Raw genomic sequence first — 23,179 nt, 5'->3', positions numbered from 1 at the left:
CCATCGGCCCCAAAAAGGGCTGCCAACGGGCACAAGGTGTTGATCGCCGGACAAAAAAAGGGCGGCCCCGGTGGAGCCGCCCCTTGAAGTCGAGAACTCGTCGCAAACTTGCTCCGAGCCCTTCGGGTCGCAAGGGTGTGATAGGCCGAGTCTGTTACAATTGATTGTATGCAAGCGACACTTTCGCAAAATGCGGGAAATAGTAGTGGCAACGTTCTCTTCGGCAGCAGCCCGAAAGCGCCCAATCTCGACAACCGCGCGGCCGTTCTGCATAGGGCCGCGCGATGCTGTTCGATCTCGCCCGGCCCGCCCTGTTCCTGCTCGACCCAGAGCGCGCCCATCGCCTGACCGTTCGAGCCCTTGCGGCGCTGCCTGCGAGCGGTCCTGCGCCCGCAGGCCCGCTCGCGACAAGTGTTGCCGGCCTGGACTTTCCGAACCCGCTGGGCATGGCGGCAGGATTCGACAAGGATGCCGAAGTTCCCGACCAACTGCTTGGCCTGGGGTTCGGATTCGCCGAGGTCGGCTCGATCACTCCGCGCCCGCAGCAGGGCAATCCGAAACCGCGGTTGTTCCGACTGGTCGAGGACCGCGCCGTGATCAATCGCATGGGGTTCAACAACGGTGGCGCGCAGGCGGCGCGGGCGCGGCTCGATGCGCGGAGGCAGCGTCCCGGCATCGTCGGGATCAATATCGGCGCCAACAAGGACAGCGAGGACCGCACCGCCGATTATGCCGAAATGACGCGCATCATGGCGCCGCTCGCCTCCTATCTGGCGGTGAACATCTCGAGCCCGAATACCCCGGGCCTGCGCGCGCTGCAGGACGAATCGGCGCTCACCGGCTTGCTCGACGCGGTGCTCGAGGCACGTGGGGCGCAAGGACCGCCGGTGTTCCTGAAAGTCGCCCCCGACCTCGAACCTGCGGATATCGACGCCATCGCCCGCATCGCGCTCGACAAGCGACTCGGTGCCCTGATCGTGTCGAACACCACGATTTCGCGTCCGGCGCTGAAATCCTCGCGCGCGGCCGAGACCGGCGGCCTGTCGGGCGCGCCGCTCCGCGACCTCGCGCAGCAGCGTATCCGTGACTTCCGCAAGGCCACCGGCGGCGCGCTGCCGCTGGTCGGCGTGGGCGGGATCGGCAGCGCCGAGGATGCCTGCGCGCGCATCCGCGCAGGCGCCAGCCTCGTCCAGCTCTACAGTGCGATGGTCTATGAAGGTCCGGGCCTGCCGCGCCGCATCCTGCACGGGCTCGAGCGGTTGTTGAAGCGCGACGGCTTCGGATCGATTGCCGAAGCAGTCGGAAGCGAAGAAGCCTAGCGACCTCCCACCAGGACGACCCCTTCGCGGCGCGGATCGTAGCCGCCGTCCACCTGGCCGTTGCGGATCAGCACACCATGGACACCGGAATCCTCGCCCTGTCCCGGCGCAAGGTCGATCCCGCGCGCCTTGAGGCCGGCGATGACTTCAGGAGGGAACTTGTCGACTTCGCCCATCGGTCGGTCGCCACGTGCCACCAGGTTGGGTTGGGCGAGCGCGTCCTGCATCGGCATTCCCCAGTCGACCGCCGCCACCAGCGATTTGGCGACATAGGCGAGGATCGAATTGCCCCCCGCCGACCCGATCGCCCCGGCGAAATTTCCGTCGCCATCCAGCAGGATCAGCGGCGTCATCGAGGAGCGTGGGCGTTTGCCGGGCGCCACCGCATTGGGGGCCAGCGCGCCATCCGGCTGCAAGGGGTTGAAGGCGAAGTCCGTCAGCTGGTTGTTCAGGAAGAAGCCGTCCACCATCCTGCCGGTGCCGAATATAGATTCGACTGTCGTGGTGATCGAAGCCACGTTGCCACGCCCATCGCGGACGATGAAATGCGACGTCCCGGCAGGTTCGCGCGTCAGGTCCTCGATAGTTGCGCCCGCACCCTGCGGGGTCCCGGCCCTTACCTGCGCTGCGGCAGTAGCGCCGATGAGGGCGGCACGGCGATCGAGATAAGCCCGGTCGAGCAGGCCCGCGACGGGGACATCGACGAAGTCGCCATCGCCGAAATAGGCGTCGCGATCGGCGTACATCAGCCGGCTCGCCTCGGCGAACAGGTACCAGGCTTGCGGATCGCTCGGTCCGCGGTCAGCGATATCGGTGCGTTCCAGCAGCGCCAGCAGCTCGAGCAAGGCCGCTCCGCTCGATGGTGGGGGCGGGGCGCAGACTCGATAGGCGCGCCAGGGGTGGCAGACCGGTTTGCGCTTGGCCGGGCGGTAATCCGCCAGATCCGCCATCGTCATCGACCCGCCGAGCGGTGCAGCGCGCGTGCGCTGAACGATCTCGGCGGCGGTGCTGCCGCGATAGAGCGCATCGGTACCATTGCGCGACAAGCGGCGGAGGAAATCGGCATACTCGGGATTCGCCAGGCGGTCGCCGATCTGCAATCGCGTACCGTCGGGACGCGAGAAATAGGCATCCGCGTCGGGCACGGCGAGCTGGGGGAAGGGCCGTTCGAGGAAAAGGCCCAACCGCGGACTGACAATGAAGCCTTCCTCCGCGGTCGCGATCGCCGCGGAAAAGAGGCCGTCCCACGGCAGCGCGCCATGCTCGCGGTGCAATAGCCCCAGCGCCGCCACCGCGCCCGGAACGCCGGTCGCCCGCCCGCTCACGACTGCCTCGCGAAAGCCCAGCGGCTCTCCCGCGCTGTCGAGGAACAGGGCGCGCGTGGCCTGTGCGGGCGCGGTCTCCCGGCCATCGTAGATCGTGACCTCGCCGCTTTCGGCATCGAAATAGTTGATGAACGCGCCCCCACCCATCCCGGAGGATTGCGGTTCCACCAGGGAGAGCATCGCCTGCACCGCTGCCGCCGCATCGGCTGCGCTACCGCCACGCTCCAGCACGTCCATCCCTGCCTCAGCAGCCAGCGGATTGGCGGCGATGACGAAGGGTTCGACGCGTTGTTCTTCGCTGGATGGGACCGGCACGCGCTCCAGCTCGGCCGTCTGGGGACTGCAGGAAGACAGGGCTAGGGCGGCCATTGCGGCACACAGGCGAGCGAGCGTCATGGGCCCCACCCTTAGGCACGCGGGGCGCGGCTGGCAACGCAACCGGGCGCGTCCGTCCGGGCTTGCCGCTACGCCCCCCGGAGCCTAAGCCCGCCGCCAGACGTTGCAGCAGACAACACAGAATATCGCATGAGGAGCCTGCCGTGCTGTCCGATATCGATTCGGCAAACAATCTCGTCGAACTTTTCCTGAAGCGCGCCGACGAGCGCGGCGACAAACCCTTCCTCGGCGCCAAGCGCAGCGGTGGTTGGCACACGATAAGCTGGGCCGAAGCCGTCGAGCAGGTCTGCTTGCTGGCGGAAAACCTGCGGAGGCTCGGCCTCAAGGACGGCGACCGCGTGTGCCTCGTGTCTGAGAACCGGCCCGAATGGTGCATCGCCGACCTCGCGGTGATGGCGGCGGGCTGCATCACGGTGCCTACCTACATCACCAATACCGAGCGCGACCATGTCCACATCCTCGACAATTCGGGCGCGAAGGCGGTGATCGTTTCGACCCAGAAGCTGCTCGGCCCGTTGCACGGCGCGCTCCAGGCGTCGGGCGTCGCGGAACACGTGATCGGGATCGACGACCTCCACCGGCAGCAATCGGGCAGTTTCGAGTTTCACGGCTGGGACCGGATGGTCTCGGGCGACGCCGGCGCGGCGCGCAAGGCCGTCGAGGCGCGGATCGCGGGCATCGGCCGCGATCAGACCGCCTGCATCATCTACACCAGCGGCACCGGCGGCGCACCGCGCGGGGTCATGCAGCACCACGGCGCGATCCTGTGCAACGTAGCCGGCGCGGCGGAAATCCTGATCGAGGATTTCGGCCTGGGCGACGAGGAGCGGTTCCTGTCCTTCCTCCCGCTCAGCCACGCCTACGAGCATACCGGCGGCCAGTACCTGCCGATCAGCGTCGGGGCGCAGATCTATTATGCCGAGGGGCTGGAGAAGCTCGCCAGCAATATCGAGGAAACCCGCCCGACGATCATGGTCGTCGTCCCGCGCCTGTTCGAGGTGCTGCGCACCCGCATCATGAAACAGGTCCAGAAGCAGGGCGGGCTTGCCGAGAAGCTGATGAATACCGCGCTAGGCGTCGGCGAGCGCCGCGCTGAGGGCCGCAAGAAGCTGGGAGACGGGACCAAGGACTTCATCGTCGGGCGCCTGCTCAAGCCGAAGATCCGCCAGCGTTTCGGCGGGCGAATGAAGGCGATGGTCTCGGGCGGCGCGCCGCTGAACCCGGAAGTCGGCGTGTTCTTCGAATCGATGGGCCTCACCATGTTGCAGGGGTACGGCCAGACCGAGGCAGGGCCGGTTATCAGCTGCAACCGCCCGGCGGCGGGGATCAAGATGGACACCGTCGGCCCGCCGATGCGCGGCGTCGAGATCAGGATCGCCGAGGATGGCGAGATCCTGTGCCGCGGCGAGCTGGTCATGCACGGCTACTGGCGCAACCAGTCGGAAACCGATCGCACGATCAAGGACGGCTGGCTGCACACGGGCGACATCGGCCATCTCGACGAGAAGGGCCGGATCGTCATCACCGACCGCAAGAAGGACATGATCGTCAACGACAAGGGCGACAATATCGCCCCGCAGAAGGTCGAGGGCATGCTGACGCTCCAGCCCGAGATCGGCCAGGCGATGGTCGCGGGCGACAAGCGGCCCTACATCGTCGGCCTGCTCGTCCCCGATGCCGAATGGGCGCTCGAATGGGCGAAGGAGAACGGCAAGAAGTTCGACCTCAAGACCTTGCAGGACGATCCCGAGTTCCGGGGCGCGGTGCGCAAGGCGGTCGACCGGGTGAACCAGGACCTCTCGGTGATCGAAAAGGTCCGCCAGTTTGCCTTCGCGGACGAAGGCTTCACCATCGAGAACGAGGAAATGACCCCCTCGATGAAAATCCGCCGCCACAAGATCAAGGCCCGCTACGGCGAACGGCTGGATGGGTTGTACCGGGGTTAGGTCAGGCTTTTCTCAAGGCGGCAACTTGCGCGGGGTCTGCGAGTAAGTTGGCTACTTGATCGCAGATGGAACGGCTGTCGTTGCTCGCCTGCCGCAGCAAATCCTTCTGGTCCTCGAAGGTCCAAAGCCGATCCGGAGTGACGTCGTTTGCATCGCGGGGTAGGTGGCGCGTGATGATCACAGGCCTTCCATTCGCGTCGAATAACCGGGTGATGGTGGCATGAGCGAGTAAATGGCGAAACGGTCGGTTCTGTGACCAACGTGCAATTCGGTTGTCGAGTGCTTTGAACTTCTTGCCCTCTTGAACGGCCAATCGCTTCCGCAGTTCATTTAAAGAACCGAGTGAGCCGTTGTTGATCGGCAAGCCAATTGCGACCGATAATTTGCCGATCGCCTGCTCGGCCCTCGCGAAATGCTCAAGCACCATCCCCATCCAGCAATGCGGGTCGAAATCTTGTGCCAGATTAGATTCGATCGGCTGAAGGGCGGTCATTGAGTTGTAAATTGCACATCAGGTCGGCAACGCGTCAAGCCGCCGCTTCCTCGATGAACTCGGGATAGAAGCTCGGTGCGCGGTCGGACCAGCCGGGGGCTGTCGCGGCGGCCTCGCTCAGGCTCTGCAGCAGCATCTTGCGGCGTTCCGGGCGGATCTGCGGCAGCGCGGCGGCGGCGCAGAACGCGCTCGGCAGCCACGGCCGCGCCTCGGCGGAAATCAGGCGCTCGTAGAGGAAGCGGAAGGCCGAGAAGCTGTCGATCCGCTCCTGGGCAAGGTCGAAGGCGGCAACGCGGGTGAGCTTGCCGACGAAGCCTTCGATCGCGTCGAAACCCGAGGTCTGCGGCACCGACTGGCGCAGCGCCTTCAGTTCCTGGTAGGCGACGTACTGGCTGCGGATCGCCGCATTCTCGACCGCGTTGCGGCCCCAGATGCGGAACGCGTCGCAGCGCCCAAGCCCGATATCGAGGCTGCGGCGGATGTAGCGCTGTTCGGCGGCGGTGAAGCCGGCGAATTCGCGCATTTCGGCGATGGTCAGCGTAGCGGTATTCGTAACAGCCATGATCGGTGCCCCCGTTTGACAGGGTGACTGTCACCGAACTTGGTTAACAAGCCGTAAGCGGACGTCAGATTAATCCGGCCAGCGGACTGCTGGGGTCGGCATATTTGCGCGTCGCCATGCGGCCTGCGAGGTAGGCGTCGCGCCCCGCCTCCACCGCCAGCCTCATCGCGCGGGCCATGCGAATCGGGTCCTTCGCCTCGGCAATGGCGGTGTTCATCAGCACGCCGTCGCAGCCCAGCTCCATCGCGACGGCCGCATCGGAGGCGGTGCCGACACCCGCGTCGACCAGCACGGGCACGCTCGAGCCTTCCTTGATCAGGCGGATGGTCACGCGGTTCTGGATGCCGAGGCCCGAGCCGATCGGTGCGCCCAGCGGCATCACCGCCACCGCGCCCGCCTCTTCCAGCTGCTTCGCCGCGATCGGATCGTCCACGCAATAGACCATCGGCAGGAAGCCCTCCTTGGCGAGCGTCTCGGTCGCGACCAGCGTTTCGCGCATGTCGGGATAGAGCGTGCGCGCTTCGCCCAGCACTTCCAGCTTCACGAGGTCCCAGCCGCCCGCTTCCCGCGCGAGGCGCAGCGTGCGGATCGCCTCGTCGGCGGTGAAGCAGCCAGCCGTGTTCGGCAGGTAGGTCACCTTCTTCGGGTCGATGTAGTCGGTCAGCATCGGCGCCTTGGGATCGCTGACATTCACCCGGCGCACCGCCACGGTGACGATTTCCGCCCCACTCGCTTCCAGCGCGGCGGCGTTCTGTTCGAAATCCTTGTACTTGCCCGTGCCCACGATCAGCCGGCTGGTGAACGTGCGCCCGGCAACGGTCCATGTATCTTCGCTGCTCCGCTCTTGCTGGCCGCCGCCGACGAAATGCACGATCTCGAGCACGTCGCCGTCCGCGAGGGCATGGCTGGCCAGCTCGCTACGCGGCGCGATCGTGCCATTGTGCTCGACCGCGATCTTGGTCGGTTCGAGGTCGAGCTCGCGGACGAGGTCGGCGATGGTGGAGGCGGCGGTGCGGCGGGTCTCGCCATTGACGGTCAGGGCAATCATAGCCCCCGCCACTTAGTCGCCGCAGCGCTCCTTGCAAGCGGCGGAGTGCGAATGCCGCAGGTTGAGGATGTGGCCCAGCGAGACCAGCGCGACCCCGATGATGGTCAAGATCGCTTCCTTGTAGCCATGCGGGACGGCCAGCGCGCCACCCATGAAGGTGAGGCCGGTCATGGCCACCACGAACGGTGCGGCCATCCGGTGCCGCAGCGCACCCCAGCCGATTGCGACCGCCGCAATCAGGGTCGCCAGGACGAGGCCGACGCGGTGGATGTCGGGCGAAAGGAAGAACTCCCCGCCGATGCCGAGGCCCGAGACGAGCACGATCGAGAGCAGGCAATGCACGGCACAGGCGCCCGACAAGAGGATCCCGGCGCGGTCGAGCCGGCGACGAATCGGGGAGATGGCGCGTTCAAGCATTGCAAAACGCCACTTATGTGACGATGTAACATGTTTCAAGGGCAGATCGGACGAAATGACGCAGTTCGTCCGGTGCTGTGGCCGCTATGCCGATTGCCCTCTTTGCACTTGCGAAACGCGCGGCCCCCCCGCAGATGGGCGCGCATGCAGGATATTCTTCCGAGCCACCGCCCGCGGGCACTGGCAATCTGGCTCTTCGTCGTCGCCGCCATGGTCGTGCTGATGGTTTCCGTCGGCGGCATCACGCGGCTGACCGAAAGCGGGCTGTCGATCACGCAATGGAAGCCGATTACCGGGGCGATCCCGCCGCTGACGCAGGCCGACTGGCAGGCCGAGTTCGACCTCTACAAGGCGACCGGCGAATACCGGACCGTCACCGGCCCGGCCGGCATGGACCTCGCCGCCTTCAAGTTCATCTTCTTCTGGGAATGGTTCCACCGCCTGCTCGGCCGGCTGATCGGACTGGCTTTCGCGCTGCCGCTCGCCTGGTTGTGGGTCCGCAAGGCGATCCCGCAGGGCTATAAGCCGCGGCTCGTCGCCCTGCTCGCGCTGGGCGGGCTGCAGGGGGTGTTCGGCTGGTTCATGGTCAAGAGCGGCCTTGCCGGGACCATGACCGACGTCAGCCATTTCTGGCTTTCGATCCACCTGCTCACCGCGCTGTTCACGCTCGGCGGTTTGATCTGGACTGCGCTCGACCTGCTGCAGCTCGGACAACGGAAGCCGAAACCGGCGCGCTGGACCGCGACCGCGAGTTGGGTCGGTGCGATCCTGTTCGTCCAGCTCCTGCTCGGGGCCTGGGTCGCGGGCCTCAATGCAGGCCTCGCGAGCGATAGCTGGCCGCTGATGCAGGGACGGCTGGTGCCCGAGTACGATGCCAGCGAAGGCTTCTTCCACGCCGTGACGCACGACCCCTATCTCATCCATTTCCTCCATCGGTGGTGGGCCTGGGTCGCGGTGGCTGCGCTCGTCGTGATGGCGCGGCGGGTAAAGCCGCTGCAGCGCAGGGCCTCGGTCGCCATCCATGCCTCTTTCGGCACACAGATCCTGCTCGGCATCGCTACCGTCCTGACCGGAGTCGCGCTGTGGATCGCCGTCGCGCACCAGGTCGTCGGTGCGCTGCTGGTGGCGAGCTTCGCCTGGGGCGCGCACGTGCTGGGGCGGCGAGGCGCGTGACCGCGCTGATCTATTGCCCTTTCCCGGACCGGGAGTCTGCCGAGACGGCGGGACGCATCCTGCTGGACGAGAAGCTGATCGGCTGCATGAATATCGGCAACGCGATCCGCTCTTTCTTCGATTGGTCGGGCGAGCGCGGGGAGGGCGAGGAAGTGCCCGCATTGCTCAAGACCGACGCACGGCTGCTCGACAGCGTCGTGGCGCGGCTTGAGGACTTGCACCCCTACGATGCGCCCGCAATAATGGGCTGGCGCTGCGATGCCGCGGGATCGGCGACACAGGCGTGGCTGGGCGAGCTGGTTTCGCCAGAGGAATGAGGGGGGCCCCATGAAAGCGAGCGATCGCCGCGATGCCATGCGCCGGATGGGCGTTTGCGCGCTGGCGCCGGTGTTTGCGATCGGCCTTCCGCGTGTCGCGCTGGCGGCAGAGGAGCGGAAGCAGGCCCCCGCGGGCGATTTCAGGCTGACCCGTCGGGTCGAACGGTCGCTGGCAGATGGCAAGCTGCTGACCGTCGCGCGCAGCTGGTCGTGCCGGTTCGCCGAGAATGGGCGAGGGCTGCGGGTCGATGCGTTCGCGCAGACCTGCGAAGTCGATGCCCCGCCCGCACTCGGGGCGATTGCCGCCATGGAAGCAGAGCGAAAGGAAGATGGCCCCTTTCCCGCATTGCTCGGCCCGGACGGCCGCATCATCGGCGGGCAGTCACTGGCTGTGGGGGCGAGCGCAGAGGCTGTCGATGCCGCGCTCGCTTCGCTCGTCGGGCGGGGCGTCGCGCAGCGGGATAGGGACGAGGCCAGGCGCTTCATGGCCAAGCTGCAGGGCGCGGCAGGCGCCGCCATGAGCGCCATCCCGACCGACCTGTTCTTTCCAATGGCCGAAAGCCGCGAATTTTCGCGTACCGTCCCCCTCGCCGACGGCACGACCGGAGAGGTGACCGTTCGGCTGACAGCAACGGCCTCGGCCATCGACGGCCTGCTCGAGCGGATCGAACGCGACGTGGAAACCCGCATCGGGGCGGAAATGCGCGTCTCGCGCGAGCACTGGACGCTGACCCAGATTTGATTGCGGTTTTATTTTACCGCTCCCGAAACCCGCGGAAACGCTTGACTAGCGGCGGATAGAACGCCATTTGCGCGTCGCTTCGCGGGTTTGGCTTGGCCGGATTCGCCGAATGGACGCCGCGTCGAACGCGGCATCAACACTAGGACACGGAACTCAGCCATGAAGGCTCTCACCAAGGTGACCCGGTCGGTCAAGCCGGCCGAGGTCGAAAAGAAGTGGCACATCGTCGACGCCGAAGGCCTCGTCGTCGGCCGCCTCGCGGCGATCGTCGCCAACCACCTGCGCGGCAAGCACAAGCCGAGCTACACCCCGCACGTCGATTGCGGCGACCACGTCATCATCATCAATGCCGACAAGGTGAAGTTCACCGGCAAGAAGATGACCGACAAGGTCTACTACAAGCACACCGGCTGGGCCGGCGGCATCAAGGAAACGACCCCCGCCAAGGTGCTGGGCGGCCGCTTCCCCGAGCGCGTGCTCGAAAAGGCCGTCGAGCGCATGATCCCGCGCGGCCCCCTCGGCCGTGCGCAGATGCGCGCGCTGCACGTCTTTGCCGGCACCGAGCATCCCTATGACGGCCAGAAGCCCGAAACGCTCGACGTTGCCTCTATGAACCGCAAGAACAAGGCTGTTGCATGATGGCTGACGAAACCAAGACCGACACCGTCACCGATCTCGCCGATCTGAAGGACATCGCCGCCGACGCTCCGCAGGGTGACGCCGCGGATATCGCCGCCAAGGCCGACGTGCCCCTGCGCGAGCAGGAACTCGACGCCCAGGGCCGCGCCTACGCCACCGGCCGCCGCAAGGACGCGACCGCTCGCGTCTGGCTCAAGCCGGGCACCGGCAAGGTGATCGTCAACGGCCGCGACCAGGAAGTCTACTTCGCGCGTCCGACGCTGCGCCTGGTCATCGACCAGCCGTTCACCATCACCGAACGCCAGGGCCAGTACGACGTTGTCGCCACCGTCAAGGGCGGCGGCCTCTCGGGCCAGGCCGGTGCGGTGAAGCACGGCATCGCGCAGGCGCTGACGAAGTACGAGCCGGCGCTGCGCAGCACCGTCAAGGCTGCCGGCTTCCTCACCCGCGACAGCCGCGTGGTCGAGCGCAAGAAGTACGGCCGCGCCAAGGCACGCCGCAGCTTCCAGTTCTCGAAGCGCTAATCCGGATTACCGAGCTATTCGGTCACCGAGGAAGGGCGGTCCCGCGAGGGGCCGCCCTTTTCCGTTGGGGCGCGGCTATGTCCGGCAAGGCACTCAGCGCTGGAGCAGCATGATGCCCCAGGCGAGGCCCGTTCCCGCGAAGAACACCGGCCAGGACCAGTAGAAGGAATAATCGGCGAGTTCGGCCATGTGAATGGCCATCTGCCCTCCGCGCGCACCTTGCGAGCCGATCACCAGCGAGATCACGCCGGACAGGATCGCACCGAGCGGTACGGCCTTCACGAATTCCATTGCCACCTCCAGCTTGTGCCTAGGGAAGGATGCAGGGATCCGGTTTCAGCGAGCTTTAGGGGTTTCGTTAATGGACCGGCGGATCGACCCGCGGGATCTGGCGCACCGGCGCGACCGGCTCGCCGGGGTGGCGCGGCGGAAGGGCATTTTCGGGAACGTCGTCGATCTGCATGTCGCGTGTCTCGACATCTTCGAGGTTGCGCACGGTGACCGAGAGCGCTTCGCCGTCCCACAGGATTTCGTTGAAGCTGGGCGGGGTCGAGCGGGTGCGTTTGGACAGCGTGCCTGCGCCGATCATGCGCACCGGCCCCTCCGGCGTCTGCTCCATGATGTCGAACGCGTCGTGGACATGGCCGGACAAGACCGCTTCGACGGGCCGCCTGGCCAGTTCGCGTAGCGCCTTTTCCCCGTGCTTGGTCAGGGCAGTGCCCTCGGTCCCGACTTCGCGCAGCGGGTGGTGGACGGCGACCAGCGCCCGGCGACCGGCGGGAAGGGAGTCGATCGCCGCAAGGCATTTCTCCAGCGCGGCATCGGTCACCCAGCCCTTGGACCAGTTGAGCCGTGGCTGGGCCCGCACGGCGGTTTTCAGCGGTACGATCGCGAGGCAGCCCAGGTCCAGTTCGCGTTCTACCTTTTCCGCCATGCCGCGAAACCGCCGATAAGGCGCGAAGAAGCGCTCCAGCGGATTGAAATAGGGCATGTCGTGATTGCCCACCTCGACCGTCACCGGCGCAGCGAGCGAATTGATCCAGCGCGTGGCCGCATCGAACTCGCGCTGGCGCGCGCGCATCGTCAGATCGCCGGTAATTGCGACGGCGTCGGGTTGCTGGTCGGCGATTTCCTGCTTCACCCAATCGAGCGCGCGGTTGTTCTCGAGGCCGAAATGGATGTCGGACAGATGGAAGATGCGCCGGGATTCAGAAGCCATGGCCGGTCGCTAGCAGATCGACCGCGCAGCGGGCCACCTCGAATTCGGCTCGCGGGCCGAGGGTCGCCGGCTCCCCGTCGATCAGCACTTCGATCGGCTCGCTCTCGCAATTGACCAGCTCGAACCGGTCGAGCAGCCCCAAGCGCTCGTGCGGGCCCTCGCGGAAGCTGCGGCGCAGCAGCGCCCAGCTGTGCTGGAGGTAATCGGCAGCCTTGTCGGCGCTATAGGCGTCGATCTGGAGGCCGCGCGTACCCGGTGTGATCTCGACGAGCGGATAGCCGTCGTCACGGCCCAGCCCGGGTTCGCCGAAGCGGACGCGGGCCCCAGACGCGGTGCGCGAAACCGCTTCCCCTGCTCCCGTCGCGAATCGGAGCACATCGACATCGCGCATGGCCTCCCGGACATCGGCCCAGGCCGTCCCGGGTCCGGCAAGCAGCCCGGCGAGGGCTTTGCCGGCGCTGCAACTGGCGACCTCTGGCCGCACCAAGCGATACGCACCCCGCGCGACGCGAGCGACGATCTCGTCTTCCCGCACCGCGTCCCCATGCAACCGGACGCTCAGGAGGTTCATCGTGCCGCCGGGCAGGACGAGGATCTCGCCGCCCCAGCCGGCTAGCCCGTTCACGACGGCGTTGACCGTACCGTCGCCGGCGAAGACGATCACCCGACCGACCTTTTCCGCCTCAAGTTCGGCGGCGGCGGGAGGGCCTTCGCTTGAGATATCGAGCAGGCGGTCGTGACCGATGCCATGCTCGCCCAGGCACTGGCAGAGCGCCTGCAGAGCAGCATCGCTGTTACTGCCGCTGCGCGCATTGGCGATGAGGATGCTCTTTCGATCTGTGGTCATGATCCAAGAGCGCTCGTCGCTCCAATCCGGTTCCCGTTCAGAGCCGGCCGTCGATCAGGAGCCAGCAGAACAGGCCGTTGATCGCGGTATAGCCGCCATAAAGCCAGATGGCGGCGGGCCAGCCGTTGGCCGCCAGCACCATCGCCGCCAGCAGGATCGCGAATTCGAACCCGAGCGACATGCGCCCCCCGTTGCGACGCAGGGCCGGGGGAAGGCTGTCGAGAATCGGGTGCTTGCTCTCGAGCATCGCCTTCCCGAGCGCGAAGTTGAGCACGCCGCAGACGAAGAGCAGAGCGAGGACCATCGACAAAAGGCATAGGCTCGACGCCCGCCGATTGCCAATCGCCGTTCGTCGGCCATCCGATGGCGCCCGTCCAAGAACCGCAACGTCCGTCGATTCCGCCGTGCGATTACAGTTGTAGCTGGGTAATACAGGGACTGCGGAGGGTCCTCCCCCACCCCAGTCCCCCAAACTTCCGGGACCCTCCGCAAACCGGAGAACGCCCATGAAAACCCCATTCGCAGCCCTTGCAGCCGCTGGCCTGGCGATGACCGCCGCCCCCACCCTCGCGCAGGACGCCCAGTCCGTCCATGTCAGCTATGCCGACCTCAACCTCGCTTCGCCCGAAGGGCAGAAGCGGCTCGACCGCCGGATCGACAATGCCGCACGCGAAGTCTGCGGATACCACGCCGTGCGCAGCGGAACCCGCATTCCCGATCCGAAAGCGCGCGCCTGTTTCGACCGGGCACGCGCCAATGCCCAGGACCGCGTAGCCGCGGCCATCGAAGCCTCGGCGCTGGGCGGCTGACGCCCGCCGCACAAGACCATAGCTGCCCCAGAGCAGCGCATGACGGGCGGCTGTTACCCCCAGCACGGCCCAAGCCTTAGGCCCCGACCGGATGCAGTCCCCCGGTCGGGGCCGTCTTCTTGTGGTGCAGGATAAGAAGCCCGTCGGGACAGGCGGGAACGGCGCCTCAGCGCCCCGCCATGGCCTTGACCTTGGGGAGGTAGGTGCGCCCGATCCGTAATGCTTCCTCGTCGCCCATTTCGACCGACCACACTCCGAGCCCGTCGTGCCGGAGCCCGGTGATCCGGTCCTTGCGCAGGATGGTGGAGCGGTGGATGCGGATGAACCTGGCGGGATCGAGCCGCTTTTCGAGGCCGGCAATCGTCTGCAACAGCAGATAGGTGCGGGCGTCGTCGCCCTCGCCGACATGCAGGCGCACGTAGTCCCGCTCCGCATCGATGCGGCTCACTTCGCTGGTCGCAATGCGGATCAGTTCCGACCGATGCGGTATCCAGAGCTCCTCGAGCCAGCGGCTGTCCTCGCGTTCGCTATCGCCCTGCCGGGCCATCGCGCGCTTGATCGCGCGTTCGAGCCGCTCGGGCTTGACCGGCTTCAGGACGTAATCGACGGCGTCGAGATCGAAGGCCTCGACCGCATAATTGTCATGCGCGGTCACGAAGACGATGGCCGGGCGCTTGTCTTCCTTGGCCATAGCCTTGGCGACCGACAGGCCGTCGACCTCGGGCATGGTCATATCGAGCAGCACGAGATCGGGCGTCAGGGCTTCGATCAGGCGGAGCGCCTGCGCGCCGTCGCTGGCCGTGCCGACGACGGCGAGGTCGTCCATCTTGGCGCAGATCACCTGCATCCGCTCGACCGCCAGCGGCTCGTCGTCGACGATGAGGGTGCGAAGCTTTTCCGGGGTTTCGTCAGCCATGCTTCACCATCGGTAGTCTGAGTTCGGTTTCGTAGCCCTGGAGGGCCGGGCCGGACGTCACGGTCGCCTCGTTGCCGAAGCGTGCTTCTAGCCGGTCGCGCACATTGGCGAGGCCGATGCCGAAACCGCCGCCATGACCCGCCGGTGTCCCTGGACCGTCGTCGCTGACTGTCAGGACCAGCCGACCATACTCCTCGCGCGCGACGATCGAAACCGTCACCGGCTTCGCGCTCGCCGAGACGCCGTATTTGACCGAATTCTCGACCAGCGGCTGCAGGATCATGCCCGGCACCTTGTAATGCGCGAGTTCGTCCGGGAGATCGACCTTGACCCGCAACCGCTCGGGGAAACGGACCGCCTCGATCTCCAGATAGTGTTCCTGCAGGTCGATCTCGTCGGCCAGCGTCACATCGCCGGTGGAATCGTCGGCAAGACTGTGGCGATAGAAGCGCGAGATGGTCTGGATCATCTGCTCGGCGCGGTCGGCCTTGCCGGTCATCACCAGCGCCGAGAGCGAGTTCAACGTGTTGAACAGGAAATGCGGATTCACCTGATAACGCAGCGAGCGCAGTTCGGCGGCCTTGGCGGCGCTGCGGAAACGCTCGCCCTCGCGTTCGGCCGCGAGCGCCTGTGCGCGGGCCTGGATCGCGATATAGAGCGCCGCCCAGGCAAGCAGCAGGAAGTACCGGCCGAGCGCGATGTCGAAGGTCATGCGCCAGCGGTCCATAGCCGTGGGCGCGGGCGAGATCAGGACGCTTTCGGTTGCCGGTTCGACGGTTTGCGGTTCGGCCGCCTCCGCCTCGTCGACATCCCGCTCGATCGGCGCGCGCGGGACGTCGACCAGCAGGTTGCCCGATTCGTCGCGGCGGATCGAAATGCCGCGCTCTTCCCCGATCTTCTGCTCGATCTGGCCCTGGAGAGGGAGGAACATCCACTGGTTGGTCTGCGCGATGACTAGCGCGGCCGGCATCGAGACCAGCGCCGCCACCGTCACCTTGATCGCAAGCGATCGCCGGTCGAACAAGCGAAGGACGAGCCACATGCCCACCGTCGCGGCAACGCCGACGAGGCAGACCACGCCGCGCCGCCACAGCATTTCCCATTCGAGGCCGAAGCCGGACAGTTCGCCGCGGATCGTGGTAAGGGCGAAATAGATCACCCACACGCCGAGGATCGAGCCGAGCACGGTTCGGGCGGGAAGGTGGGGCGTCGTCGAATTCATCTGGCGTTCATGCTGCAAACCATGCCGTGATGTGGCCGCTCGCGGCGCGGAAAGCCAGCGCCGCGGTCGAGACCGTTCACACGTTGGTCGAGCGGAATGCTATTCGGCGGGCGCGAAATCCCCTTCGGCGATACGGCGACGCCATTCGGCCGGCGCGAGCGTGTGGACATTGTTGCCCGCGGCATCCACGGCGACCGTAACCGGCATGTCCTCGACCTCGAATTCGTAGATCGCCTCCATGCCGAGATCCTCGAAGGCGACGACCTTCGCGCCTTTGATCGCGCGGCTGACCAGATAGGCCGCGCCGCCGGTCGCCATAAGATAGGCGACCTTGAACTTGCTGATCACCTCGACCGCATTGTGCCCCCGCTCGGCCTTGCCGATCATGGCGAGCAGGCCGAGGTCGAGCATCATCTCGGTGAACTTGTCCATCCGCGTCGCTGTGGTCGGACCGGCCGGGCCGACGACCTCGCCCATCACCGGATCGACGGGGCCGACGTAGTAGATCGCGCGGCCCCTGAAATCGACCGGCAGCTCCTCGCCGCGCTCCATCATGTCGTGGATCCGCTTGTGCGCCGCGTCGCGACCGGTGAGCATCTTGCCGGACAGCAGCAGGCGGTCGCCATGGTTCCAGCTCGCAACCTCCGCCGGCGTCAGTGCATCCAGGTTCACACGTTTGGCCGCCGCATCGGGCTTCCACGTGACCTGCGGATACTCGTCTAGCTTCGGCGGTTCGAGATAGGCCGGGCCCGACCCGTCGAGCGTGAAATGCGCGTGCCGCGTCGCGGCGCAGTTGGGAATCATCGCCACCGGCTTGCCCGCCGCATGGCAGGGCGCATCGAGGATCTTCACGTCGAGCACGGTCGACAGCCCGCCCAGGCCCTGCGCGCCGACACCCATCGCGTTGACCGCATCGAAAATATCGATCCGCAGCTGCTCGATATCGGTCTGCGCGCCGCGCTGCTTGAGCTGGCCCATGTCGATCGGGTCCATCAGGCTGAGCTTGGCGAGCTTCATGCAATGCTCTGCCGTACCGCCGATCCCGATGCCGAGCATCCCCGGCGGGCACCAGCCCGCACCCATCGATGGTATCTGTTCGATCACCCAGTCGACGATATTGTCGCTTGGGTTCATCATCTTGAACTTGGACTTGTTCTCGCTCCCGCCACCCTTCGCCGCGACGTCGATGCTGACCGTGTCGCCCGGCACCATCTCGACCGAGAGGACCGAAGGCGTATTGTCGCGCGTGTTCCGGCGGGTGAAGGCCGGATCGGCGAGGATCGAGGCGCGCAGCTTGTTGTCGGGATGGTTGTAGGCGCGGCGCACGCCTTCATCGACGACTTCCTGCAGCGAGCGGTCGCTCGCGAGGCGGCAATTCATGCCCCATTTCACGAAGACGTTGACGATGCCGGTATCCTGGCAGATCGGCCGGTGCCCCTCGGCGCACATACGGCTATTGGTCAGGATCTGCGCGATCGCGTCCTTCGCGGCCGGGCCTTTCTCCGCCTCGTAGGCTTTGCCCAAGGCGCGGATGTAATCCATCGGGTGGTAATAGGAGATATACTGGAGCGCGTCGGCCACGCTCTCGATCAGGTCGTCTTCGCTGATGACGGTCATGTCGCTCATCGCCGGATATTCCCATGTTGCAGAATTGCGCTCCCCGATAGGCGCGTTTGCGGCCATCGGTCAAAGCGCTTGGACACAAGAACGCTTGCGCCTAAAGCAAGCCTGCTTGACCCAGCGTGTTATTAGAGTAATACAGCAACCGCCATGACCACCACCATCGCCCCTTCGACCGATTTCGCCGCCGCCCGCAAGGCCATGCTCGACAGCCAGCTGCGCACCAGCGGCGTCAATGAGAGCTTCGTGCTCGAGCGCATGGGCACTGTCGCACGCGAGGATTTCGTGCCCGAGGCCATGCGCAGCGTTGCCTATAGCGATCGTGCGATCCGGCTTGGCGACGGCAAGGTCCTTCCCGCCCCCCTGTTCCACGGCATGATGCTCTCCGAAGCGCAGCCGACCGCATCGGACGAGGTGCTCGTGATCGACGGTGGCAGCGGGTACCTGGCCGCGCTGGTCGAGCCGCTCGTGGGCTCGGTCCGCGTGATGAGCCCCGAAGACGTCGCTGGCGGCAAGAAGAAAGGCGCCTTCAGCCTCGTCCTGATCGACGGGGCCGTCGAACATATCCCGGCGGGCCTCGCCAAGCTGGTCGCCGAGGGCGGACGCATCGTGACCGGCATGGTCGAGCGCGGCGTGACCCGCCTCGCCACCGGCCGCAAGGCAGCCGGGTCGCTGGCCCTGCTGCCGCTTGCCGAAATCGGCGTGCCGCGCCTCGCACAATTCGACCGGCCGGCCAGCTGGAGTTTCTGAATGAGTCCCACTGCCTTCCTGAAGACGCTCGCCGGCGGATCGGCGCTCTACGCGCTCGCCCTGGCCCAGCCGGCGGCAGCTGACACGCTGCAGGAGGCACTGACCGCGGCCTACGTCAACAACCCCACCCTGCTCGCCGCCCGCGCCAACCAGCGGGCGACCGACGAGGCGGTGGTCATCCTCGAGGCGCAGGGCATTCCCAGCGTGAATGCGACTGCGCGCTACACCGAGTTCATCAAGAACTCGCCAAACAGCTTCACCGCGCCCGACCGCGTGCTGCAGCTCAGCCCGCAATTGATCGTGCCCGTTTATCAAGGAGGCGCGATCAAGAATGGCGTAAAGGCCGCGGAAGAGCGGGTGGCTGCCGGGCAGGCCGACCTGCGCGCAACCGAAAGCGCGCTCTTCAGCCAGGTGGTCGCAGCCTATATGGACGTCCTGCTGAACCAGGCCGTCGTCGGCCTCCGGGCCAACCAGGTCCAGGTCCTCGGCGTCAACCTCCAGGCTACCAGCGACCGGTTCGAGATCGGCGACGTAACCCGTACCGATATCGCCCAGTCGCAGTCGCGCCTGGCTGTCGCGCAGGGCGACCTTCGCAATGCGCAGGCCAATCTGATCAATGCTCGCGAAGCGTATATTCGCCTCGTCGGCGAAGCGCCCGAGAACCTCCAGTCGCCGCCCGCTCTTCCCGGACTGCCGGAGGATGTGTCGACCGCGGTCGACGTCGCGCTCGAAAATAATCCCGACCTGATCGCCGCCAAGGAGCGCGCAAGCGCGGCCGGGTTCGACACCAGCGCCGCAGGTTCCGGTCGCCTCCCGACGGTGTCGCTGTTCGGCAATGGCCAGTACGCCAACTATTTCGACACGCTCGCCGGTGGCGCCGGCGGGATCGCCCAGCGCGAGACGACCCTGAATGCCGGCGTGCAGGTCAGCATCCCCATCTTCCAGGGCGGCCTTCCCGCCGCCCGCCAAAGGCAGGCGCAGGCGCGCGAAACCGCCGCCCTCGAACAGGTCATCGCTGCCGAGCGGCTCGCCATCGCCAATGTTCGCGCCGCCTGGTCGAGCTGGCAGGCCTCGCTCGCGGTGATCGAAAGCAGCCAGGTTGCGGTGCAGGCCGCCGAACTGAGCCTCGAGGGCGTGCGCGCCGAAAACTCCATCGGCAACCGGACCATCCTCGACGTGCTCAACGCCGAACAGGAATTGCTCTCCGCGCAGGTCCAGCTCGTGACCGCCCGCCGCAATGCATATGTCGCCGGCTTTTCCCTGCTCGCAGCGATGGGCCGCGCCGAAGCGCGCGATCTCAACCTCGTGGGCGAAGGGTTGCTTTACGATCCCGCCACGAATTACGATCGCGTGCGCTACAAGGTGTGGGACTGGGACCGCGATCCCGAACCTTCCGCCGCCGCCACCAGCACCGTGACCGTCCCGGCTCCGACCGCGGAAATCCCGGAAGAGGATGATTCCGCTTCCTGATTCGGTTATCCACACCCCATAAGGCGAATCGCAATTCCCGATTCGGGACAGGGGGAAGGGACGAATGCAGAACTCAGGCGAACCGTCGGTCGAAGAGATTCTCGATTCGATCAAGAAGGTGATCGCGCGCGACAATCGCGAAGGGATGATTGCCGAACGGCGTCGCAAGATCGTGCCGACCCCGGAACCCGTCGACGAGGAAGAAGCGGAAGAAGTGCTCGAGCTCGACGCCGGCTTCGCGGTCGCGGACGACGCGCGGGAAGACGACGGGGCCGACGCCCTGACGCGCGGCGACACGCGCGAGGCGATGCGCCAGAATTTCGAAGCCCTCGCGATGCTCGCCCAGCCGGGCAAGCAGCCGCAGATCGTGCGTTCGGGCGAAACATCGCTCGAAGGGCTGGTGCGCGAGATGCTGCGGCCGATGCTGGCGCAATGGCTGGACGAGAACCTGCCCGGCATGGTCGAGGACATGGTGAAGGCCGAGATCGCGCGGATTGCGGGCAAGCGGAGTTGATCTAACAGCTTAACTTTATCGCCGGGCGCGCCTAAGCCACGGCTCATGACAGCACGCAACCGGGCCGCATTCCCGCTCGCCAGCGCCTTCGCGCTCTTCGCCTCGCCGCTTTTCGCCCACAACGGCGTTGATCATAGCCGTGCGCCGATGAGCGCCGAGGATCTCGTCACGATGCCGCGCCTTGGCGCGCCGAGCGTCGATCCTTCCGGCCGGATGGCAGTGTTTGCCGTCACCACGACCGATCCCGAGAGCTACGCGCGCACATCCAAGCTGCACATGCGGCTGCTGAACGACATGGAGGCAATGCCGGTCGCGCTGGATCTCGAGGGCGCCGATGCCCGCTTCGGCGGCGACGGCTGGCTCTATTATCTGGCCGATGCTGCCGAGGGAGGCGATTCCGCCACCAGTCAGGTCTGGCGTGCCCGGATCGGCATCGACGGCAGCGTCACGGAAAAGAGCCAGGTCACGAACCTTGCGCGTGCAGTGAACGGCTTCCAGGTTTCGGACGATGGCAAGCGCGTCGTCATCTGGACCGAGCTTCCGCGCACATGCACGGCGCTTGCTTGCGACGACAGCGCCAAGCCTTTCGCACCCGGCCCGGGCACCGGAATGCTGTTCGAGGGCGACCGCGGTTTCGTCCGTCATTGGGATCAGTGGGAAACCCCCGGCACCTTCAGCCGCGTCTTTGCGCTTGCGCTCGACAACGGGAGCGCAGCCGGCGAGGCCGTGGCGCTCGACGGGCCGGTGGGCGCCGGCGGTCCGAGCGGCGATACGCCGACCATGCCCTTCGGCGGCAACGAGGACGTCGCGCTCGCACCCGATGGCAAGGGCGTCTATTTCACCGCCCGCGAAGCCGACAAGGGCGAACCTTATTCGACCAACCTCGACATCTGGTTCAGCGATTTCTCGGGCAAGCCGCCTGTCAATCTCACCATGGCGAACGAGGCACTCGACGCCTTGCCCGCCCCCTCGCCCGACGGACGCTATCTCGCCTACGTCGCGATGGAGCGACCGACCTACGAAGCCGATCGGCAGGTCGTCATGTTGCGCGACCTGCGGACTGGCAAGACCACCGCACTGACCGAGGGTTTCGACCGCAGCTTCGGGTCTCTGGCCTGGACGCCGGACGGTCGCTGGCTGGTGGGAACGGCGCAAGACGTGCTCGACACGCCCGCCTTCCGCATCGACCCGCGCAATGGCAAGATCGAACGGCTCGACCTGATGGCCGGCAACGAGGCGCATATCGGCAATGTCGTGCTCCTGCATGGCGGCGATCTGGTCTTCACGCGCGATTCGATCGGGGCATCGGCCGAGCTTTACCTTGCGCGCAACTGGGGGCAGGCCAAGCCGCTGACGGACGTCGCCATGACCCGGATGGGCGCGCTCGCCCCGGTCGTGGTGCAGCGCTTCAGCTTTGCCGGCGCGAATGGCGATACGGTATGGGGCCAGATCACCAAGCCCGAGGGTGTGCAGGGCAAGCTGCCCGCCATCCTCTATGTCCACGGCGGTCCGCAGGGTTCATTCAACGATGGCTGGTCGAGCCGGTGGAACCCGCGGGTCGTCGCCAGCCAGGGCTATGCCGTGATCTCGGTCGATTTCCATGGCTCCACCGGATACGGCCAGGCGTTTACGGACGCGATCAACCAGGATTGGGGCGGCAAACCCCTCGAGGACCTGCAAAAGGGCCTTGCCGCAGCACTCGAATTCGACACCCAGATCGACGGCACCCGGGCCTGCGCCATGGGGGCGAGCTATGGCGGCTACATGATGAACTGGATCGCCGGCAAATGGCCCGACCGCTTCGATTGCCTCGTCCAGCACGACGGCCTCTTCGACATGCGCAGTTTCTACTACACGACCGAGGAACTGTGGTTTCCGCGCTGGGACTTCGGAGGGGGCTACATCGACAGACCGGAAAACTACGAGAAGTGGAACCCGGCAAACCACGTCGATGCTTGGAAAACGCCAATGCTGGTGATCACGGGCATGAAGGACTACCGCGTACCTTACACGCAGGGCATCGCCAGCTTTACCGTGCTGCAGGAGAAGGGCATTCCGAGCCAACTGCTCGTCTTCCCGGACGAGAACCACTGGGTGCTCAAGCCGAAAAATTCGCTGCAATGGCACAACACCGTCTTCGCCTGGCTCGAACGCTGGCTGAAGCCGGCAGAATGAGCGCGAAACCGAAGGACATTCGCAAGGCGGAGAAGGCACTTGCCAAGATCGGGGGCGCCACGGTCGAGCGGCAGATCTTCCTGTGCGCGGTGTCGGAAAAGCAGAAGTGCTGCAAGCGCGAGGACGGCAAGGCTGCCTGGAACTACCTCAAGCGGCGGATGAAAGAGCTGAAGCTGGTCGGCCCCGGCGGGACGGTCCAGCGGACCAAGGCCGATTGCCTGCAGGTTTGCGAGGCGGGCCCCATCGCGGTCGTCTGGCCCGACAACGTCTGGTACCATTCGTGCGACGAACAGGTGCTTGAAGCGATCATTCAGCGCCATCTGATCGGTGGCGTGCCGGTCGAGGAATATCGGTTGAGGCCGGCGGACTAATCTTCGTCGGCCAGCGGGTCTTCGATCGCCTCGTCATGGCCGGTTCCCGACGAGAGGAAAACCAGGCCCATCAGCGCGCTCGCTAGCAGCATGGTGAAGCCGATGCCCAGCGCCGCGGCGATGTAGTAGTGGATCGAAACCGCTTCGCTGCCGAACTTCCACAGCAGCGCGAGCGAGACGGCCACGACCCCCGCCGTAAGCAGGAACATGAAACGCATGATCCGGCGGAACCGCGCCCAGGCGAAGGCGGCCTGCGCGGGATCGTCGAGAGGGGACTTCTTCGCCATCGCCGCCCATCTGGCCGCTCCGCGCGGTAGATTCAACGGTACCCACAGCGCGGATTCGCATTTCCTGCGCGAAAGTGG

At 66.1% G+C, this 23,179-nt stretch carries 26 protein-coding genes; 13 read left to right on the top strand and 13 right to left on the bottom strand.

Translation table 11 applies throughout. The features are described 5' to 3' along the window. Positions 1-284 precede the first annotated feature (284 nt). Positions 285-1,319 (top strand): quinone-dependent dihydroorotate dehydrogenase, encoded by a 1,035-nt coding sequence (locus K3172_RS02225; protein ID WP_221586835.1) that lies wholly within the window; start codon positions 285-287, stop codon positions 1,317-1,319. Here the strand turns inward: K3172_RS02225 and K3172_RS02220 are convergent. Beyond that, positions 1,316-3,040 carry a gamma-glutamyltransferase family protein gene (locus tag K3172_RS02220; RefSeq protein ID WP_221586834.1) on the bottom strand — a complete coding sequence of 575 codons (1,725 nt, stop codon included), beginning with the start codon at positions 3,038-3,040 and terminating at the stop codon, positions 1,316-1,318. The genes K3172_RS02225 and K3172_RS02220 overlap by 4 nt on opposite strands. A gap of 143 nt (positions 3,041-3,183) precedes the next feature. Between K3172_RS02220 and K3172_RS02215 the strand changes: the two genes are divergently transcribed. Beyond that, a complete protein-coding gene (locus K3172_RS02215) occupies positions 3,184-4,986 on the top strand; it encodes an AMP-dependent synthetase/ligase (RefSeq protein WP_221586833.1) in 1,803 nt (600 codons plus the stop codon). Between the two features lies 1 nt (position 4,987). Here K3172_RS02215 and K3172_RS02210 read toward each other — a convergent pair whose 3' ends face one another. The 4 genes from K3172_RS02210 to K3172_RS02195 all read right to left on the bottom strand — a co-directional run bounded on the left by K3172_RS02210 (position 4,988) and on the right by K3172_RS02195 (position 7,506). Further along, positions 4,988-5,479: a hypothetical protein gene (locus K3172_RS02210; protein WP_221586832.1), complete on the bottom strand. Its 492-nt coding sequence runs from the start codon at positions 5,477-5,479 to the stop codon at positions 4,988-4,990. A 34-nt stretch (positions 5,480-5,513) separates the two neighbouring features. Beyond that, positions 5,514-6,041, bottom strand: a complete 528-nt coding sequence (locus tag K3172_RS02205; protein ID WP_221586831.1) for a hypothetical protein — start codon at positions 6,039-6,041, stop codon at positions 5,514-5,516. Between the two features lie 64 nt (positions 6,042-6,105). Then, positions 6,106-7,089 (bottom strand): sulfur carrier protein ThiS, encoded by a 984-nt coding sequence (gene thiS, locus K3172_RS02200; RefSeq protein WP_221586830.1) that lies wholly within the window; start codon positions 7,087-7,089, stop codon positions 6,106-6,108. Between the two features lie 12 nt (positions 7,090-7,101). Continuing rightward, entirely contained in the window at positions 7,102-7,506 is a 405-nt protein-coding gene (locus K3172_RS02195) for a MerC domain-containing protein (RefSeq protein ID WP_221586829.1), read from the bottom strand. A 144-nt stretch (positions 7,507-7,650) separates the two neighbouring features. Here K3172_RS02195 and K3172_RS02190 point away from each other — a divergent pair, with 144 nt between their 5' ends. The 5 genes from K3172_RS02190 to rpsI all read left to right on the top strand — a co-directional run bounded on the left by K3172_RS02190 (position 7,651) and on the right by rpsI (position 10,901). Continuing rightward, the gene (locus K3172_RS02190; protein ID WP_221586828.1) at positions 7,651-8,679 is read left to right on the top strand and encodes a COX15/CtaA family protein; all 1,029 of its coding nucleotides are present in this window, start codon (positions 7,651-7,653) and stop codon (positions 8,677-8,679) included. Further along, positions 8,676-8,996 (top strand): divalent-cation tolerance protein CutA, encoded by a 321-nt coding sequence (gene cutA, locus K3172_RS02185; RefSeq protein ID WP_221586827.1) that lies wholly within the window; start codon positions 8,676-8,678, stop codon positions 8,994-8,996. The genes K3172_RS02190 and cutA overlap by 4 nt, the downstream gene beginning before the upstream one ends. 10 nt (positions 8,997-9,006) lie before the next feature. Then, positions 9,007-9,738 carry a hypothetical protein gene (locus K3172_RS02180; protein ID WP_221586826.1) on the top strand — a complete coding sequence of 244 codons (732 nt, stop codon included), beginning with the start codon at positions 9,007-9,009 and terminating at the stop codon, positions 9,736-9,738. A 159-nt stretch (positions 9,739-9,897) separates the two neighbouring features. After that, positions 9,898-10,377, top strand: coding sequence for a 50S ribosomal protein L13 (gene rplM, locus K3172_RS02175; protein WP_221586825.1), 480 nt, complete (start codon positions 9,898-9,900; stop codon positions 10,375-10,377). Next, the gene (rpsI, locus tag K3172_RS02170; RefSeq protein ID WP_247718007.1) at positions 10,377-10,901 is read left to right on the top strand and encodes a 30S ribosomal protein S9; all 525 of its coding nucleotides are present in this window, start codon (positions 10,377-10,379) and stop codon (positions 10,899-10,901) included. Before rplM ends, rpsI begins: the two co-directional genes overlap by 1 nt. Positions 10,902-10,994: 93 nt before the next feature. Here rpsI and K3172_RS02165 read toward each other — a convergent pair whose 3' ends face one another. The 4 genes from K3172_RS02165 to K3172_RS02150 form a co-directional block, all read right to left on the bottom strand. After that, positions 10,995-11,192 carry a hypothetical protein gene (locus K3172_RS02165; protein WP_221586824.1) on the bottom strand — a complete coding sequence of 66 codons (198 nt, stop codon included), beginning with the start codon at positions 11,190-11,192 and terminating at the stop codon, positions 10,995-10,997. A 67-nt stretch (positions 11,193-11,259) separates the two neighbouring features. Next, positions 11,260-12,120, bottom strand: coding sequence for a metallophosphoesterase family protein (locus K3172_RS02160; protein ID WP_221586823.1), 861 nt, complete (start codon positions 12,118-12,120; stop codon positions 11,260-11,262). Further along, on the bottom strand, positions 12,110-12,967 hold the full coding sequence (locus K3172_RS02155; protein WP_221586822.1) for a diacylglycerol/lipid kinase family protein: 858 nt from the start codon (positions 12,965-12,967) through the stop codon (positions 12,110-12,112). The genes K3172_RS02160 and K3172_RS02155 overlap by 11 nt, the downstream gene beginning before the upstream one ends. 37 nt (positions 12,968-13,004) lie before the next feature. Further along, positions 13,005-13,271, bottom strand: coding sequence for a hypothetical protein (locus tag K3172_RS02150; RefSeq protein WP_221586821.1), 267 nt, complete (start codon positions 13,269-13,271; stop codon positions 13,005-13,007). Between the two features lie 202 nt (positions 13,272-13,473). Between K3172_RS02150 and K3172_RS02145 the strand changes: the two genes are divergently transcribed. Beyond that, a complete protein-coding gene (locus tag K3172_RS02145) occupies positions 13,474-13,776 on the top strand; it encodes a UrcA family protein (protein WP_221586820.1) in 303 nt (100 codons plus the stop codon). Between the two features lie 166 nt (positions 13,777-13,942). On the opposite strand, the gene K3172_RS02140 is transcribed toward K3172_RS02145, so the two are convergent. The 3 genes from K3172_RS02140 to K3172_RS02130 form a co-directional block, all read right to left on the bottom strand. Continuing rightward, positions 13,943-14,692 (bottom strand): LytR/AlgR family response regulator transcription factor, encoded by a 750-nt coding sequence (locus K3172_RS02140; protein WP_221586819.1) that lies wholly within the window; start codon positions 14,690-14,692, stop codon positions 13,943-13,945. Further along, the gene (locus tag K3172_RS02135) at positions 14,685-15,914 is read right to left on the bottom strand and encodes a sensor histidine kinase (protein ID WP_221586818.1); all 1,230 of its coding nucleotides are present in this window, start codon (positions 15,912-15,914) and stop codon (positions 14,685-14,687) included. The genes K3172_RS02140 and K3172_RS02135 overlap by 8 nt, the downstream gene beginning before the upstream one ends. A 99-nt stretch (positions 15,915-16,013) precedes the next feature. Further along, positions 16,014-17,531 (bottom strand): fumarate hydratase, encoded by a 1,518-nt coding sequence (locus K3172_RS02130; RefSeq protein ID WP_221588955.1) that lies wholly within the window; start codon positions 17,529-17,531, stop codon positions 16,014-16,016. Between the two features lie 153 nt (positions 17,532-17,684). Between K3172_RS02130 and K3172_RS02125 the strand changes: the two genes are divergently transcribed. The 5 genes from K3172_RS02125 to K3172_RS02105 all read left to right on the top strand — a co-directional run bounded on the left by K3172_RS02125 (position 17,685) and on the right by K3172_RS02105 (position 22,814). Continuing rightward, positions 17,685-18,284, top strand: a complete 600-nt coding sequence (locus K3172_RS02125; protein ID WP_247717905.1) for a protein-L-isoaspartate O-methyltransferase family protein — start codon at positions 17,685-17,687, stop codon at positions 18,282-18,284. After that, entirely contained in the window at positions 18,285-19,754 is a 1,470-nt protein-coding gene (locus K3172_RS02120) for a TolC family outer membrane protein (protein ID WP_221586817.1), read from the top strand. Positions 19,755-19,818: 64 nt separating this feature from the next. Further along, a complete protein-coding gene (locus K3172_RS02115) occupies positions 19,819-20,268 on the top strand; it encodes a DUF2497 domain-containing protein (protein ID WP_221586816.1) in 450 nt (149 codons plus the stop codon). A 45-nt stretch (positions 20,269-20,313) separates the two neighbouring features. Then, on the top strand, positions 20,314-22,443 hold the full coding sequence (locus tag K3172_RS02110; protein ID WP_221586815.1) for an alpha/beta hydrolase family protein: 2,130 nt from the start codon (positions 20,314-20,316) through the stop codon (positions 22,441-22,443). Then, entirely contained in the window at positions 22,440-22,814 is a 375-nt protein-coding gene (locus K3172_RS02105) for a (2Fe-2S) ferredoxin domain-containing protein (RefSeq protein ID WP_221586814.1), read from the top strand. The genes K3172_RS02110 and K3172_RS02105 overlap by 4 nt, the downstream gene beginning before the upstream one ends. Here K3172_RS02105 and K3172_RS02100 read toward each other — a convergent pair. Beyond that, a complete protein-coding gene (locus K3172_RS02100) occupies positions 22,811-23,101 on the bottom strand; it encodes a hypothetical protein (RefSeq protein ID WP_221586813.1) in 291 nt (96 codons plus the stop codon). The two genes, K3172_RS02105 and K3172_RS02100, sit on opposite strands and share 4 nt — an antisense overlap. Between the last annotated feature and the right edge of the window lie 78 nt (positions 23,102-23,179).

It is taken from the genome of Qipengyuania proteolytica, from assembly GCF_019711565.1.
Classification (GTDB): domain Bacteria; phylum Pseudomonadota; class Alphaproteobacteria; order Sphingomonadales; family Sphingomonadaceae; genus Qipengyuania; species Qipengyuania proteolytica.
Note: the sequence above shows the minus strand (reverse complement) of the source record. Positions and strands in the feature narration are given on the sequence as shown.

Coding starts and splice junctions, on each gene's coding strand:
- K3172_RS02100 (WP_221586813.1), bottom strand. CDS start 23,101: ATGGCGAAGAAGTCCCCTCTCGACGATCCCGCGCAGGCCGCCTTCGCC.
- K3172_RS02205 (WP_221586831.1), bottom strand. CDS start 6,041: ATGGCTGTTACGAATACCGCTACGCTGACCATCGCCGAAATGCGCGAA.
- K3172_RS02125 (WP_247717905.1), top strand. CDS start 17,685: ATGACCACCACCATCGCCCCTTCGACCGATTTCGCCGCCGCCCGCAAG.
- K3172_RS02150 (WP_221586821.1), bottom strand. CDS start 13,271: ATGGTCCTCGCTCTGCTCTTCGTCTGCGGCGTGCTCAACTTCGCGCTC.
- K3172_RS02110 (WP_221586815.1), top strand. CDS start 20,314: ATGACAGCACGCAACCGGGCCGCATTCCCGCTCGCCAGCGCCTTCGCG.
- K3172_RS02115 (WP_221586816.1), top strand. CDS start 19,819: ATGCAGAACTCAGGCGAACCGTCGGTCGAAGAGATTCTCGATTCGATC.
- K3172_RS02105 (WP_221586814.1), top strand. CDS start 22,440: ATGAGCGCGAAACCGAAGGACATTCGCAAGGCGGAGAAGGCACTTGCC.
- K3172_RS02130 (WP_221588955.1), bottom strand. CDS start 17,531: ATGACCGTCATCAGCGAAGACGACCTGATCGAGAGCGTGGCCGACGCG.
- K3172_RS02190 (WP_221586828.1), top strand. CDS start 7,651: ATGCAGGATATTCTTCCGAGCCACCGCCCGCGGGCACTGGCAATCTGG.
- K3172_RS02155 (WP_221586822.1), bottom strand. CDS start 12,967: ATGACCACAGATCGAAAGAGCATCCTCATCGCCAATGCGCGCAGCGGC.
- K3172_RS02225 (WP_221586835.1), top strand. CDS start 285: ATGCTGTTCGATCTCGCCCGGCCCGCCCTGTTCCTGCTCGACCCAGAG.
- K3172_RS02165 (WP_221586824.1), bottom strand. CDS start 11,192: ATGGAATTCGTGAAGGCCGTACCGCTCGGTGCGATCCTGTCCGGCGTG.
- rpsI (WP_247718007.1), top strand. CDS start 10,377: ATGGCTGACGAAACCAAGACCGACACCGTCACCGATCTCGCCGATCTG.
- thiS (WP_221586830.1), bottom strand. CDS start 7,089: ATGATTGCCCTGACCGTCAATGGCGAGACCCGCCGCACCGCCGCCTCC.
- K3172_RS02145 (WP_221586820.1), top strand. CDS start 13,474: ATGAAAACCCCATTCGCAGCCCTTGCAGCCGCTGGCCTGGCGATGACC.
- K3172_RS02195 (WP_221586829.1), bottom strand. CDS start 7,506: ATGCTTGAACGCGCCATCTCCCCGATTCGTCGCCGGCTCGACCGCGCC.
- K3172_RS02220 (WP_221586834.1), bottom strand. CDS start 3,040: ATGACGCTCGCTCGCCTGTGTGCCGCAATGGCCGCCCTAGCCCTGTCT.
- rplM (WP_221586825.1), top strand. CDS start 9,898: ATGAAGGCTCTCACCAAGGTGACCCGGTCGGTCAAGCCGGCCGAGGTC.
- K3172_RS02135 (WP_221586818.1), bottom strand. CDS start 15,914: ATGAATTCGACGACGCCCCACCTTCCCGCCCGAACCGTGCTCGGCTCG.
- K3172_RS02120 (WP_221586817.1), top strand. CDS start 18,285: ATGAGTCCCACTGCCTTCCTGAAGACGCTCGCCGGCGGATCGGCGCTC.
- K3172_RS02210 (WP_221586832.1), bottom strand. CDS start 5,479: ATGACCGCCCTTCAGCCGATCGAATCTAATCTGGCACAAGATTTCGAC.
- K3172_RS02140 (WP_221586819.1), bottom strand. CDS start 14,692: ATGGCTGACGAAACCCCGGAAAAGCTTCGCACCCTCATCGTCGACGAC.
- K3172_RS02180 (WP_221586826.1), top strand. CDS start 9,007: ATGAAAGCGAGCGATCGCCGCGATGCCATGCGCCGGATGGGCGTTTGC.
- K3172_RS02160 (WP_221586823.1), bottom strand. CDS start 12,120: ATGGCTTCTGAATCCCGGCGCATCTTCCATCTGTCCGACATCCATTTC.